Origin of the sequence: Fluviicola chungangensis (assembly GCF_007558725.1) — a bacterium.
Lineage (GTDB): Bacteria > Bacteroidota > Bacteroidia > Flavobacteriales_D > Crocinitomicaceae > Fluviicola > Fluviicola chungangensis.
Genome location: NZ_VLPL01000012.1, coordinates 63,816 through 76,766 on the forward strand (window position 1 = coordinate 63,816; position 12,951 = coordinate 76,766).

Here is a 12,951-nt window from a genome sequence, read left to right on the forward strand (position 1 = left end):
GGGCTTTTCATTCAGTCTCATCTGATTTCTTTCAATCAGCTCTTTCAAGATAATAGGTATATGTTTCTTTTTCTGCCGTGTCATTATAATAATCCGTTTCTTCCAGGGTCATTTTCCCTTTTTTCGGTCCATCCGTAATTTTCATAACCGTTGTTCCACCATCTGCAATAATGGTAATCTCGTCCTCTGAATTGGTCCAGGTCCCTCCAACAGTTTGAGGGGATCCGTTCAAGGTAATGACCATTACAAAAGACCCTTTTTTATCGAATTCAATGGTCCCGGCATTTGGGAAATTCATAGACGATTCCATCACGTTATTTTGATAGTATTTGTAATCGACCGAAGTAATTTTCCATTTACCATCTTTTTTGATCAATTGTTTTTCGATTCGTTTCTCTTTGGAACAGGCACTTAAACCGATCAATAAGACCAGAAACAAGGAAAGGATTTTAGCGTACATTTTCATGGAACTGTGGATTAAATTTTGGCACAAAAGTACGGTTCCGGTCAAACAAAAAAATCAACCTTTCGGTTGATTTTTGATTGGTATCGCTCCAAAAAAATCGCCGGTTGGTTTACCGACGATTCACTAATATCTTGATCAGAATTAATTCTTAGCAGGAAGAATTTTCCCCGAAACTTCGCCGAAACCGATGCGAACTCCATCTTTTAAAGAGAATCCACGCATGATTACGTTATCTCCATCCTGGATGAACTTACGCTCCGTACCGTCGTTCATTTTCAATGGTTTCGTTCCTTTCCAGGACAATTCCAGCATAGACCCGTAGGAATCAGGAGTAGGACCGGAGATCGTTCCGGAACCCAATAAATCTCCGCAACGGATATTACACCCGTTTACCGTATGGTGGGCCAATTGCTGCGCCATGTTCCAATACATGTATTTGAAATTGGAAGTACAAATTTTCGTTTCTTCTCCGTTTTCCGGTTCAATAAATACTTCCAGCTGAATATCGTAAGACAATTGTCCTTCGTATTTTAAATACGAAAGCACTTCCGGCTCCTGCTTCGGTCCGTCCACTTTAAATGGTTGCAATGCATCCAGTGTGACGATCCAAGGGGAAATCGAGGAAGCAAAGTTCTTCGCCAGGAATGGCCCGAGCGGAACGTATTCCCAGGTTTGGATATCGCGTGCCGACCAGTCATTGAGCAATACCATCCCGAAAATAAAATCTTCCGCCTCAGCAGTAGAAATGGACTCTCCGAGCGGTTTTCCGTCAAAGGTGATGAATGCCGTTTCCAATTCAAAATCCAGGTTGCGGCAAGCCGCAAAGATCGGTGGTTCTTCCGGGTTCGGCTTGATCTGGCCTTTTGGCCTGGTAACCGGTTCTCCTGAAATAATGATCGAACTGGACCTTCCGTGGTAACCAACAGGAAGCCACAACCAATTCGGAAGCAAGGCATTGGCAGGATCACGGAACATCATCCCCACATTCGTAGCGTGTTCCCTGCTCGAATAAAAATCCGTGTAATCACCGATTTGGACCGGCATACACATCTTTACATTTTCAACTGGGATCAATACCTGTACAACATGCTGTTCATTCTTTTGCAAATCGGGTTGATTGCTGTCAAACAATTTAGACAGGCGGTTTCTCAGATCGCGCACCGCTTTTTTCCCTTTCTTCATCATCGGGTTCAGCGAATCGGTATCAAAATCACTCAATTCGAAAGGCAGGTTTTCCAAATACCCCAGCACATGAAGTGTTTTCAGATCAATCACTTTATTTCCGATCCTGGAAGCCACATGCGGCGGCAAGTTTTCACTTTTCACCACGCCAAAAGGCAGGTTTTGTATGGGAAAATCCGAATTGGAAGGAACTTCTACCCACGATTTCAAAGCAGGATTATTTGCAGGAATTTGTGACATTTCTTTGATTTTTATTCGAAACAAAGATAAGACTTTAGAGACATGAGTCGAAAGACCAATGACAGCAGACTTGATTTTTTTTGCAAATTCAAGTCTATGGTCTTGCGTCTAATGTGGTTTGTCTTTCATCTTTCTCAGAATCTCCTCCACCCAAAGCGCATACATTTTTGCACTGGGATGCAGCCCGTCATCAGCTACCAAATCAGGTTCATTCAGTCCTCTCCGTGAAATTCCGGTAATATCCACATACTTCAATTTCAAAGAATCGGCAATCCGCCTATTGGAAGCATTAAATAAGTCGATCCGTTCCGAAATACGTTCCCGGTTAGGCTCACCGTAGGGTGTATACCCATAATCCGGAATTGAAATGATCCTTACCCGTTTCTTTTTATTGCCGGCCAGTTCAATGGACTTCATACATAACAACCTGAAATCGCGCTCGTATTCTTTCAGCGATCTTCCCTGGAATTCATTGTTCACGCCAATTAATAACGTTACCAGGTCGTATTCATTACTCAGATGAGCAGATTCAATGGCTTCTATCAGCTGATCGGTGCGCCAGCCTGTTCGGGCAATGATCACCGGACTTTCGTAAGCACTTCCTCTTTTTCCGATCGAATCGGCCAGTTGATAAGGAAAATTGCGATTCACAGGAACACTTTCCCCGATCGTATAAGAATCTCCCAAAGCCAGGTAGGAAACGCCCTTTTTAGAGGTTGCACAAGCCGTTAATGTTAACACCATCACGAATCCAGTAATATTTCCAGTCCATTTCATCATGCATTTACGTATCAAGTGGGCATTTGGATTCTCTTTTGATCTCAATCCCAAAATCTACCTCACCTTCGACTTCATAAACTTCTTAAAGTCAACCCAGCTTTTTTGATCTGCCGCTTCATTATACGAAATCGGCATAGAGAACTTCTTTCCTACTTCCGTGGAATGCGGATTGGTAAACGCGTGTGTGGCATCCGGGTAATCGATAAAGGTCATATCGGCCCCTGCTTCTGTCATTTGCTTTTTGAATTCCCGGATACTTTCATCAGACACAAACGAATCTGCCGCTCCATTACAGACCAAAATTGCCGCCTTTAGGTTGCTTTTATCAACCGGAATCCCGTCCAGGTTTCCGTGAAAGCTCACCACCGCATCCACCGGCGCCCCTTTTTTGGCAGCGTTCAATACCACCGAGCCACCGAAACAATACCCAATTGCGATCATCCTGGAAGAATCTACCCCCTCGATTTTTAGCGCCTGGTTGTAGCCGGCCATAAACCTCCCGTAAGAAAAATCCGGATCTTTATAGAACGGCATCGCTAACATCTGCGCATCTTTCGGGTTGACGGCCACTTTCCCTGTTCCATACATATCGATACAGAAACCAATATTCCCTTCCTTCGCAATCTGAAGCGCCCGCTCTTTGGGATAATTGTTCAATCCCCACCATTCATGAACGATCAGGACCGTTTTCATTTTTTTCGAAACGTTCAGGGGCTTGGCATAAAATGCCGTGAATTGCTGTCCGTTGATGGAATAATTTACGGAATCCAACACTTGTGAAAAAGTAGTTCCTGTAGTAAAGAGCAATGCTGTGAGAATGAGTTGTTTCATGAGTTGAGTTTGAATGTTGTACTTAAAGATAATTCAAAACCAATTATAAATTAGCACTGGTGAAATTATCCAATGGATTTCTTTTTATTTTGAACATTCGCTAAACCGGATTATTTCCGGGTGTATCGGTCTCGATACTTCGCTTGTCATAGAAATCGAGCGGACAAAACTATACCAGTTCTCGTTCATACTTTTTACCAAGGCTGAAAAAGTATGCAAAACATCCTTTTGTCAAGTGCCATTCAAAGCCGCTCGCGAAAAACATTTTTCCTTTGTTTTTAATCAAAAGTGCCAGATCAGGATCTGAAACCCCTGCGGGCTTTTGAAAAAACAAAACGGAAATGCTGTTTTTCTTTACTCGCTTCCTGAATGGCACTTTAACGCGAAATAGTTTGGGTAAAAGGAATCATCCGCAGAACGCGAGTCCACTTTGAGCATTCGCTAAACCGGATTATTTCCGGCTCCGAAAAAAAAACCGGCTCAACCGAAGGAGGATCTGGGTCTCATTCCCGGAAGAGCGCGTGAAAAAGGCCTGTGCCGTAGTTTTATCAAAAAGTGCTTGTCATTTGGATGGAGTGTAGCGCAATCCGTTCTTTTTGAACTAAAACCAGGTTAAAGGGCTTTTTAGCGATCGGCTTGGAATGAGACAAAGGACTTTTGGTTCTTTTTGTCCTTAAAAAGAACAGGGAATCATTCCTAGCGAAATTCCGATAACCATCAGAACGAGCGGACAAAACTATGCCAGCTCTCGTTCATACTTTTTACCAAGGCTGAAAAAGTATGCAAAACATCCTTTTGTCAAGTGCCATTCAAAGCCGCTCGCGAAAAACAGTTTTTCCTTTGTTTTTAATCAAAAGTGCCAGATCAGGATCTGAAACCCCTGCGGGCTTTTGAAAAAACAAAACGGAAATGCTGTTTTTCTTTACTCGCTTCCTGAATGGCACTTTAACGCGAAATAGTTTGGGTAAAAGGAATCATCCGCAGAACGCGAGTCCACTTTGAGCATTCGCTAAACCGGATTATTTCCGGCTCCGAAAAAAAAACCGGCTCAACCGAAGGAGGATCTGGGTCTCATTCCCGGAAGAGCGCGTGAAAAAGGCCTGTGCCGTAAGTTTTAGCAAAAAGTGCTTGTCATTTGGATGGAGTGTAGCGCAATCCGTTCTTTTTGAACTAAAACCAGGTTAAAGGGCTTTTTAGCGATCGGCTTGGAATGAGACAAAGGACTTTTGGTTCTTTTTGTCCTTAAAAAGAACGGGGAATCATTCCTGGCGAAATTCCGATAACCATCAGAACGACCGGACAAAACTATACCAGTTCTCGTTCATACTTTTTACCAAGGCTGAAAAAGTATGCAAAACATCCTTTTGTCAAGTGCCATTCAAAGCCGCTCGCGAAAAACAGTTTTTCCTTTGTTTTTAATCAAAAGTGCCAGATCAGGATCTGAAACCCCTGCGGGCTTTTGAAAAAACAAAACGGAAATGCTGTTTTTCTTTACTCGCTTCCTGAATGGCACTTTAACGCGAAATAGTTTGGGTAAAAGGAATCATCCGCAGAACGCGAGTCCACTTTGAGCATTCGCTAAACCGGATTATTTCCGGCTCCGAAGAAAAAACCGCTTCAACCGAAGGAGGATCTGGGTCTCATTCCCGGAAGAGCGCGTGAAAAAGGCCTGTGCCGTAAGTTTTAGCAAAAAGTGCTTGTCATTTGGATGGAGCGCAGCGCAATCCGTTCTTTTTGAACTAAAACCAGGTTAAAGGGCTTTTTAGCGATCGGCTTGGAATGAGACAAAGGACTTTTGGTTCTTTTTGTCCTTAAAAAGAACGGGGAATCATTCCTGGCGAAATTCCGATAACCATCAGAACGAGCGGACAAAACTATGCCAGCTCTCGTTCATACTTTTTACCAAGGCTGAAAAAGTATGCAAAACATCCTTTTGTCAAGTGCCATTCAAAGCCGCTCGCGAAAAACAGTTTTTCCTTTGTTTTTAATCAAAAGTGCCAGATCAGGATCTGAAACCCCTACGGGCTTTTGAAAAAACAAAACGGAAATGCTGTTTTTCTTTACTCGCTTCCTGAATGGCACTTTAACGCGAAATAGTTTGGGTAAAAGGAATCATCCGCAGAACGCGAGTCCACTTTGAGCATTCGCTAAACCGGATTATTTCCGGCTCCGAAGAAAAAACCGGCTCAACCGAAAGGGAATTACGTCTCATTTCGGGTGTATCGGTCTCGATACTTCGCTTGTCATAGAAATCGACCTGACAAAACTAGGCCAGCTCTCGTTCTTTCTCTCTGAACTCCTTCTCAGACTCCAGTGTGGAAGTTTTCATTTCGAAATCTTCGCGCAAAGCCACTTTGGTATCGTATGCACCGTAGGACATAAACAATTTACTGATGATCGGGATCAATTCGAATAAGGTCAAAATCACCATGAGCAAATAGTATTGGTTCTGTAGTCCGTGTGTTTTATCTTTGTCAAACAAGGATTGCAGTGCCTCTTTTTTGATCAGGAAGCCTTTTCCATCCAGGGTCTTTTCAAAATCTGCTACGCTTTTGGTTACTTTGGTATTGATCTCGTCCAATTCCTTGGTGATCTTTTCCAGTTCGGTTTTGGAAGCCTTTTCCGTTTTCTCCAGGTCTTCTTTTACCGTGAGGTAACTGTTTTGTTTTGCTTTTGCAATACCTGCAATCCCGAATTTCCCGGAACCGCCCGTTCCGTCGATCTCTTTCAGGTAATCGTTCTGTTTCTCGATCGTCAGGTCACTTTTCTCTTTCAGTTCTTCTTCCAGCTTCTTTTTATTGGCCAGCAATTCGTCTTTCCGCGATTGGTACACCTGCTCCACTTCGATTTTCTTTTCAGCCAATTTTTTGTCGAGCAAGATTGGGATCTCGCGGTCTACGTCCGAACTGAAAATGAATAAAATGATCGGCTGGGCCAAAAACGCCCCGATACACAAAGCCATGATCACCCGCAACCCGATTGCGGCAATGTTGGTGCGTTTTTTATTGATGGACGAAACCAGCACCCGGTCGATGGAAAGGACAAAACCGCCCATAAAAACCCCCAGCGTAACAAATAAAAACGGAGAATCGGAGTTCGTGCTCCAGAAATATCCCCATGCCAACGTTGCGTAGAGCCAGGTAAACAGCATCGCAGCTCCCAGGATCTTGTACCGGTTTCGGTCTACCGTACAATCCTTGATCAGTTCTTTGATTGCGGTGGCAAACCACCACAGAACCTCGGACAATTGATCTGACTCCGGTTCTTTTCCTTGTTTTTCCCGGGCACCTTCCGGGATTGAATTTTCTGCCATGCTGCCGTTTTATTCCAAATAAAGTCAGCAAACATAATTCAGTTACAAAAGCAAATCTTTTTTTTAGCGAATTTTGGGAGTTCATTTGACTTTCCATTATCCATACATACCCGCATCCACACACCCCTTACAGCCATCCCCAATCCGGAAAAACACACTCAAAAGAATGCGTTCGGTTATTCCTGTTTCGCCTTTATGGGTTCGGCCCCAACTTAAATTGCTATTTTTAGGGCTTTAAAAAAAAACAACTTATGAAATTTATTCTAACTTCTCTTGCGTGTATCTGCGGGTACCTTTCTCATGCTCAATGTTCTGTGACCTCCTCTACCAGTTCAACAAACTCAGCATGCGGGGCAGCAACAGGTTCTGCAACAGTCACACCATCCAGTGGCACCGCACCTTATACTTATTTATGGAGTAACGGATCAAACACACAAACTATTATGAATGTTGCTGTCGGAATTTACACTGTAGCGATTACCGATGCCAACGGCTGCACCGGAAGCAATACAGTAACTGTAGATAATCCCAATGCACCTACTGCATCCATTAGTTCCGTCATGCATGTGTACTGTTTCGGAAATGCATCAGGACAAACATCTGTAGCTGCTTCAGGCGGAACTGCTCCTTATACTTACATATGGAGTAACGGCATGACAACTTCCGGGATTACTGGTCTCGTGGCTGGATCTTACAGCGTTACAGTTACAGATGCAGCCGCTTGTGCCGATCAGGTTCAGGTTACGATCACACAACCAAGCCAACTTTCTGCTACATCCAGCTCCACGCCTGCAAGCTGTTATGGTGAAAGTGACGGTGCAATTGAAACTCAGGTTATGGGCGGAACTGCTCCGTATTTCTATTTCTGGTCCAATGCTGAAACAACCCAGGACATTTCTGACTTAGCACCAGGAACTTATACCTTGAATATAACTGATGTAAACAATTGCAACCTCCAGATCACTGCAACCGTAACGGAGCCAGATCTGATCCGTGATACCATAAGCAACTCTGCCTGTGGTTCGTATTTCTGGGAAGGACAAAATTACACGGTATCCGATTACTATGAGCACACGTACACTACGGCTAACGGGTGCGATTCAATAGTAACATTGAATTTAACCATTAATTCGCTGCCAGACAATGCCATTACCAGCTCAGGAGCTACTTTTACTGCTGCGGCTTCCGGCGCAACATACCAGTGGATCAACTGTTCGGACAATTCTGAAATTCAGGGGGCACAAAGCCAATCTTTTACAGCCACTCAAAACGGAAGTTATGCTGTGATCGTAAGCAATGGCACATGCTCAGATACCAGCAATTGTATCACTCTTTCTGATTTAGGTTTGACGGACAATAACCCGGACTTGATTTCTATTGCTCCAAACCCTACGAAAGGACAGGTCTCCATTTCGGTAACGGAAAACATGCATGTTCGCTTAACCAATTTAGTGGGTGAATCCATCCACACTTATTATTTGGAAACCGGAGTAAACAGTATCGACATCAGCGAATTGCCTGCAGGCACGTATCTGCTTGTTGGCAGCAGATCAAGCCACCGCATTGTAAAACAGTAAGATTTTAGCTATTCATATGGAAGCCCGGTTGTGCATGCATAGCCGGGCTTTGTTTTGTTCCATCGTGGATGTTTCAATCGGCCTTGGTCAATTTTGCTTCCAACTCCAAAACCAGTGGATGACCGGCCATCTGCGGATTGTTTCTTAACTCTTCCAGCATCCGGATAAGGGTTTCCCGGGACAGCTTTTCTTCCCGCACTACTTCAAAACTGGACTCCGGGGCAAGAGAGAAGAACAATTCATCCGTCCAGTCGTTCCGCACACCGTCGATCACCAAATGCACCCGGTCTTCTCTTCCGCGATTCGCCACCGAATGCACCAAATTCACATTCGTGTACCAGCATTCGCCGGGAAGCATGGTCAACCGTTCGCCATCCAAAATAAATTCAATCTCCGGGTTGGTCACAATGGGAATGTGCAGGCGGAACTGCCCGTCCTCATAGCCTAATTCGTGATCAGTATGCGGTTTGATCACTGCCCCCGCTTCCAGCCGCAGCAAGCGTACCGAAAGGACCGGAAATTGAAAATAGTCCAGCACTTCCCGGAAATAAGTACATTCCTTCATGAGCGGCGTTTCGGAAATAGCCGACTGGTCCTGCAAATGTGCGAAAATGTTTTGTTCGTTCCCATCGGCAGCATACAGGGAAACCGCTTTCCAGTTCCCGGTATATCCTCCCGTATTGAAATGCGGGACCCATTGTCCTTCCATGGCTTTGGCCAAATCCAGCACCAAACGCTGTTCATCGAACTGCACGGGAAATTTCAGGTATTTGGTAATTGCGTGTTTACTCATCTCAACCATTTAACCATGTGTGGAAAAGGCGCTACCCCCTCTTTTTCAAACGAATGGCAAAATCCCATCCATTCCAGCAAGGGAAGACCGATATAGTTCTCATTGGCAAATTGTTTGATCAGCCATTCGGACTCATTCTTATACCCTTCCGGGTGAAAAACCACTTCCGGCTCCAATTCCAGGTACCTGAGCGCGGCATACGACCACAGGATCGCCGCCAGCTCATCGCCATCACTTGGCCAACCGGGATCCATTTCTTCTGTTCCGATCAGAGGACGTAATTTTTCTTCGGTCACCGCCAAATGCCCGGCTTCGTGCAGCAAATCGCCTGGAAACTTCATACGTTGCGGATCCATCAGGATCGCATTCCGTTCGATAGCCAAACCCGGTAAAAAGCAGTTATCCGGCAATTCCGTTTCTATGACCGGTATTCCGATTTGTTGGAGGAAATGAATAATTTTTTGTTGAGGCATGTGAATATTGGTTTGGATAGGTGAATATAAAAAATATTTAGAAATCCTGGTAGGCACGCGATTAATCGCGTACCCACATGGTATCATATTAATGATATATTTTATTAAATTATATAGGAAAGATCAAAAAACATGTCCAATCACCCTATTCACAGAAGAAAAAGCCAACGGTTAAACGGTTATGATTATGCAAAGGAAGGTCTGTATTTCATTACTATAAAAACTGAAAACAATCGTCCATTATTTGGTGAAATCATCAATGGAATAATGAAATTAGATGAATCCGGATTAGTTGCCCAAAATTGTTGGTTGGATATTCCGAAACATTTTCCACATGCCGCATTGCACGAATTTGTAATCATGCCGGACCATGTTCATGGAATTATTGAAATTGTTTACAATCCAAATTATGTAGGGGCGAAAAATTTTTCGCCCCTACATAATGACCAACCCAATTTCAAATCGCCATCAAAAACAATCGGATCAATTATCCGTGGATTCAAAACCGGCGTTACCAAATGGATGCGGAATCACACAACCGTTCACGATGTATGGCAACGCAACTACCACGATCACATCATTCGAAATACAGAATCCTATGAACGCATCTGTCAATACATCCGGGATAACCCGAAAAAATGGCACCCGTAGGCACGCGATTAACCTGTCCCGACCAATTCGGGATCGCGTGCCTACGGGTGCGGAAAACCACATTTCCCCCATGTGGTAAATACTGAAAATGAACCCCAAAGCACCAACTAATTATCCCTTTCATTAGATTCGTACCGAAACCTTATTGTTACGAATGAAATTAATAGCTCTTGCGTTGCTGGTATTCGGCGCTACTACTGCTGCTTATGCTCAGGATCCCGTGGATTTGATCGAGTCTACCTTAAAACTTGGAATTTCGGAGGAAAAGGAATTCTTCTTTGGCTTTGCGGAAGGGGGATAAATTTTGTTTCATTAAAAGAAATAGTAAACGTGACAATTGCTTAAGTAATTACACATATGAACAAGTTATCGTAGATAAACCTTGTTGAAAAAGAAATAAAGTTATGCAAGACAAATGCCCTCTAACCGGTCGAGACATCGACTCAAAACATCTTACAAATCACATATATTATACATTAAATATAGCTGATCAAAAGGTTGATATTTTTATCTGTTATAACTGTAGACGTAAAATTGATTTTAATGTTCCCACTCACATTATTGAAGGTTTAATTGCGAATAAAAAATGGCCGGAAAGAATAGAAATTATTTCCGAGGACTGTAATCTTCCCTCCAAAATTACCGATGGAGAAACAGTTGTATTACAAGAGTTTTTGAGAACTGCTGATTACCCTAAATCACCAAAAGAAAAACTCGATAATTTGATTCTATTTTTATTCAATCTACAAAACTACGATGGAGAGTCTATGTGTCTTAACATAAGAGAAAACGACTTCGTTCTTAAAAATTACTTCAAGAATCCTGAGGAATGCGCATTTTATATTCATAGCTTGGCAGAGCAAGGTCTTATAAATTTGGTTAAAAACGCCACTGATGGAACAATTGTTACTCTCAATTTAACTCACTCTGGATTAAGCAGAACAATTGAACTTACAGAAGAGGGAGAAAAATCGAATAAATGTTTCATCGCAATGTCATTTAACCCGTCAACTAAACATACTCGAGAAGCTATTCGAAAGGCATTACATAACACAGGTTATGAAGCAGTTATAATAGATGAACAAATAATTGATAGTGAACGGACAATCAATGACGAAATTATTGCCTCACTCAAAAAATGTAAATTCTGTATCGCCGATTTTTCATTTCACAGCAATGGCGTATACTTTGAAAGCGGATTCGCTTTGGGTCAAGGTAAAAAAGTAATTTACACATGTAGCAAAGAAGAATTTGAAAATGCACATTTTGACATCAAACCATTGCAACATATTGTTTATGAAACTCCTGAACAATTAATAAAAGATTTAACATATAAAATCGAAGCGTTTATTAGCTAATATAAATTATACGAGCACCATCCGAGAAGAATAAGTAAACTAAAAATAAAATATGGAAAAAATCTGCTTTGTAATAATGGGATATGGAAAAAAAACCGATCCCACTTTAGGAAAAACTTTTGACTTAGATGTCACTTACAATAGTATTATTAAACCAGCGGTGGAAAAGTCTGGATTCACATGTATTAGAGGTGATGAGGTTTTAGAATCTGGAATTATCGACAAAAGTATGTACGCCCTTTTAATTCACGCAGATTTAGTGATTGCTGACATTACTACTTTCAATCCTAATGCTATTTACGAACTTGGTATAAGACACGCTGCGAAACCATTTTCTACAATAATTATGAAAGAGAAGGATGGTAATATACCATTTGATTTAAATCATAATAAGACTTTTACTTATTCTCATATGGGGGAAGATATCGGTGTCACAGAAACAGAGAGATGTGTCAAGGCATTAACCAATCTGATAATTGAAGTTGACAAAGCAAAAGAAACAGACAGTCCTTTATTTCATCATATTAGAGGAGTGCAACCATATGTCCTGCCACCAGAAGAATATGTTGAAATTATAAAAGAACTAGCCGACAAAGAGAAAAGCATTTTCGCTTTGTCGGAAAAAGCAAAAATTGAAATGGCAAATGGCAACTTTTCTGATGCTGCTAAATTTTGGAAAAAAGCTAGTGAAAAAGTTGAAAATGATAATTACTTCATCCAACAATTAGCATTATGTACTTACAAAGATAAAACAGTAAATCCAAATATCGCCTTAACCGACGCATTAGGAATAATAAGACAACTCGAACCTGAGGATAGAAATACAACCGATCCAGAAACATTAGGAATCACTGGAGCTATATATAAAAGGCTTTGGCTTCAAAATAAAGAAACCCCTGAATATTTGGATCGAGCAATTGAGTATTACAAAAGAGGATTTACAATAAATCAAGATTATTACACAGGAGAAAACTATGCTTTATGTCTAGATCTAAAAGCAGAAATTTCAACTGATTCGAATGAAAAGATTTATTATGGGTTTTCTGCAAAGAACACAAGAAAGGAAATTATTAACATCATTGAGAAACTTAAGGAAGACGAGGATTTTTATAAAAGAACTGATCTTAAATGGATTACTGCAACACTTTCAAATTGTTATTATGCAATCGGAAATGTGGAAGAACACAAAATTTATGATGAACAATTTTTAAAACTTAAACCTTTAGATTGGGAAATTGAAACATACCAAGATTCATTAAATCATATTAAAGGATTACTTAACTAATA

The 12,951-nt window shown here is 41.8% G+C and carries 12 protein-coding genes; 5 read left to right on the top strand and 7 right to left on the bottom strand.

What is annotated here, in order from left to right:
• Window positions 1-31: 31 nt before the first annotated feature.
• From FO442_RS18010 to FO442_RS18030, 5 genes are all read right to left on the bottom strand, one after another.
• Complete coding sequence (locus FO442_RS18010; protein ID WP_144334606.1) at window positions 32-466, bottom strand: lipocalin family protein; 435 nt, start codon at window positions 464-466, stop codon at window positions 32-34.
• Window positions 467-607: 141 nt separating this feature from the next.
• Window positions 608-1,888 carry a fumarylacetoacetase gene (gene fahA / locus FO442_RS18015; RefSeq protein WP_144334607.1) on the bottom strand — a complete coding sequence of 427 codons (1,281 nt, stop codon included), beginning with the start codon at window positions 1,886-1,888 and terminating at the stop codon, window positions 608-610.
• Between the two features lie 108 nt (window positions 1,889-1,996).
• On the bottom strand, window positions 1,997-2,668 hold the full coding sequence (locus tag FO442_RS18020) for an SGNH/GDSL hydrolase family protein (protein ID WP_246073882.1): 672 nt from the start codon (window positions 2,666-2,668) through the stop codon (window positions 1,997-1,999).
• Window positions 2,669-2,722: 54 nt separating this feature from the next.
• The gene (locus FO442_RS18025) at window positions 2,723-3,499 is read right to left on the bottom strand and encodes a dienelactone hydrolase family protein (protein ID WP_144334608.1); all 777 of its coding nucleotides are present in this window, start codon (window positions 3,497-3,499) and stop codon (window positions 2,723-2,725) included.
• 2,266 nt (window positions 3,500-5,765) lie between these two features.
• Window positions 5,766-6,812, bottom strand: coding sequence for a DUF4407 domain-containing protein (locus FO442_RS18030; RefSeq protein ID WP_144334609.1), 1,047 nt, complete (start codon window positions 6,810-6,812; stop codon window positions 5,766-5,768).
• A 251-nt stretch (window positions 6,813-7,063) separates the two neighbouring features.
• Here FO442_RS18030 and FO442_RS18035 point away from each other — a divergent pair, with 251 nt between their 5' ends.
• Complete coding sequence (locus tag FO442_RS18035; RefSeq protein ID WP_144334610.1) at window positions 7,064-8,389, top strand: T9SS type A sorting domain-containing protein; 1,326 nt, start codon at window positions 7,064-7,066, stop codon at window positions 8,387-8,389.
• A 73-nt stretch (window positions 8,390-8,462) separates the two neighbouring features.
• Here FO442_RS18035 and FO442_RS18040 read toward each other — a convergent pair whose 3' ends face one another.
• On the bottom strand, window positions 8,463-9,182 hold the full coding sequence (locus FO442_RS18040) for an aspartyl/asparaginyl beta-hydroxylase domain-containing protein (RefSeq protein ID WP_144334611.1): 720 nt from the start codon (window positions 9,180-9,182) through the stop codon (window positions 8,463-8,465).
• The gene (locus tag FO442_RS18045) at window positions 9,179-9,655 is read right to left on the bottom strand and encodes a hypothetical protein (RefSeq protein WP_144334612.1); all 477 of its coding nucleotides are present in this window, start codon (window positions 9,653-9,655) and stop codon (window positions 9,179-9,181) included. Before FO442_RS18045 ends, FO442_RS18040 begins: the two co-directional genes overlap by 4 nt.
• Window positions 9,656-9,787: 132 nt before the next feature.
• On the opposite strand from FO442_RS18045, the gene FO442_RS18050 reads away from it, so the two are divergent.
• The 4 genes from FO442_RS18050 (at window position 9,788) to FO442_RS18060 (ending at window position 12,949) form a co-directional block, all read left to right on the top strand.
• Complete coding sequence (locus FO442_RS18050) at window positions 9,788-10,306, top strand: transposase (protein WP_144334613.1); 519 nt, start codon at window positions 9,788-9,790, stop codon at window positions 10,304-10,306.
• 154 nt (window positions 10,307-10,460) lie between these two features.
• A complete protein-coding gene (locus FO442_RS18790; protein ID WP_186280252.1) occupies window positions 10,461-10,607 on the top strand; it encodes a hypothetical protein in 147 nt (48 codons plus the stop codon).
• Window positions 10,608-10,710: 103 nt separating this feature from the next.
• Entirely contained in the window at window positions 10,711-11,664 is a 954-nt protein-coding gene (locus tag FO442_RS18055) for a hypothetical protein (RefSeq protein WP_144334614.1), read from the top strand.
• Between the two features lie 52 nt (window positions 11,665-11,716).
• On the top strand, window positions 11,717-12,949 hold the full coding sequence (locus tag FO442_RS18060) for a TRAFs-binding domain-containing protein (protein WP_144334615.1): 1,233 nt from the start codon (window positions 11,717-11,719) through the stop codon (window positions 12,947-12,949).
• Window positions 12,950-12,951: the final 2 nt, after the last annotated feature.

Coding starts and splice junctions, on each gene's coding strand:
- FO442_RS18010 (WP_144334606.1), bottom strand. CDS start 466: ATGAAAATGTACGCTAAAATCCTTTCCTTGTTTCTGGTCTTATTGATC.
- fahA (WP_144334607.1), bottom strand. CDS start 1,888: ATGTCACAAATTCCTGCAAATAATCCTGCTTTGAAATCGTGGGTAGAA.
- FO442_RS18020 (WP_246073882.1), bottom strand. CDS start 2,668: ATGATGAAATGGACTGGAAATATTACTGGATTCGTGATGGTGTTAACA.
- FO442_RS18025 (WP_144334608.1), bottom strand. CDS start 3,499: ATGAAACAACTCATTCTCACAGCATTGCTCTTTACTACAGGAACTACT.
- FO442_RS18030 (WP_144334609.1), bottom strand. CDS start 6,812: ATGGCAGAAAATTCAATCCCGGAAGGTGCCCGGGAAAAACAAGGAAAA.
- FO442_RS18035 (WP_144334610.1), top strand. CDS start 7,064: ATGAAATTTATTCTAACTTCTCTTGCGTGTATCTGCGGGTACCTTTCT.
- FO442_RS18040 (WP_144334611.1), bottom strand. CDS start 9,182: ATGAGTAAACACGCAATTACCAAATACCTGAAATTTCCCGTGCAGTTC.
- FO442_RS18045 (WP_144334612.1), bottom strand. CDS start 9,655: ATGCCTCAACAAAAAATTATTCATTTCCTCCAACAAATCGGAATACCG.
- FO442_RS18050 (WP_144334613.1), top strand. CDS start 9,788: ATGTCCAATCACCCTATTCACAGAAGAAAAAGCCAACGGTTAAACGGT.
- FO442_RS18790 (WP_186280252.1), top strand. CDS start 10,461: ATGAAATTAATAGCTCTTGCGTTGCTGGTATTCGGCGCTACTACTGCT.
- FO442_RS18055 (WP_144334614.1), top strand. CDS start 10,711: ATGCAAGACAAATGCCCTCTAACCGGTCGAGACATCGACTCAAAACAT.
- FO442_RS18060 (WP_144334615.1), top strand. CDS start 11,717: ATGGAAAAAATCTGCTTTGTAATAATGGGATATGGAAAAAAAACCGAT.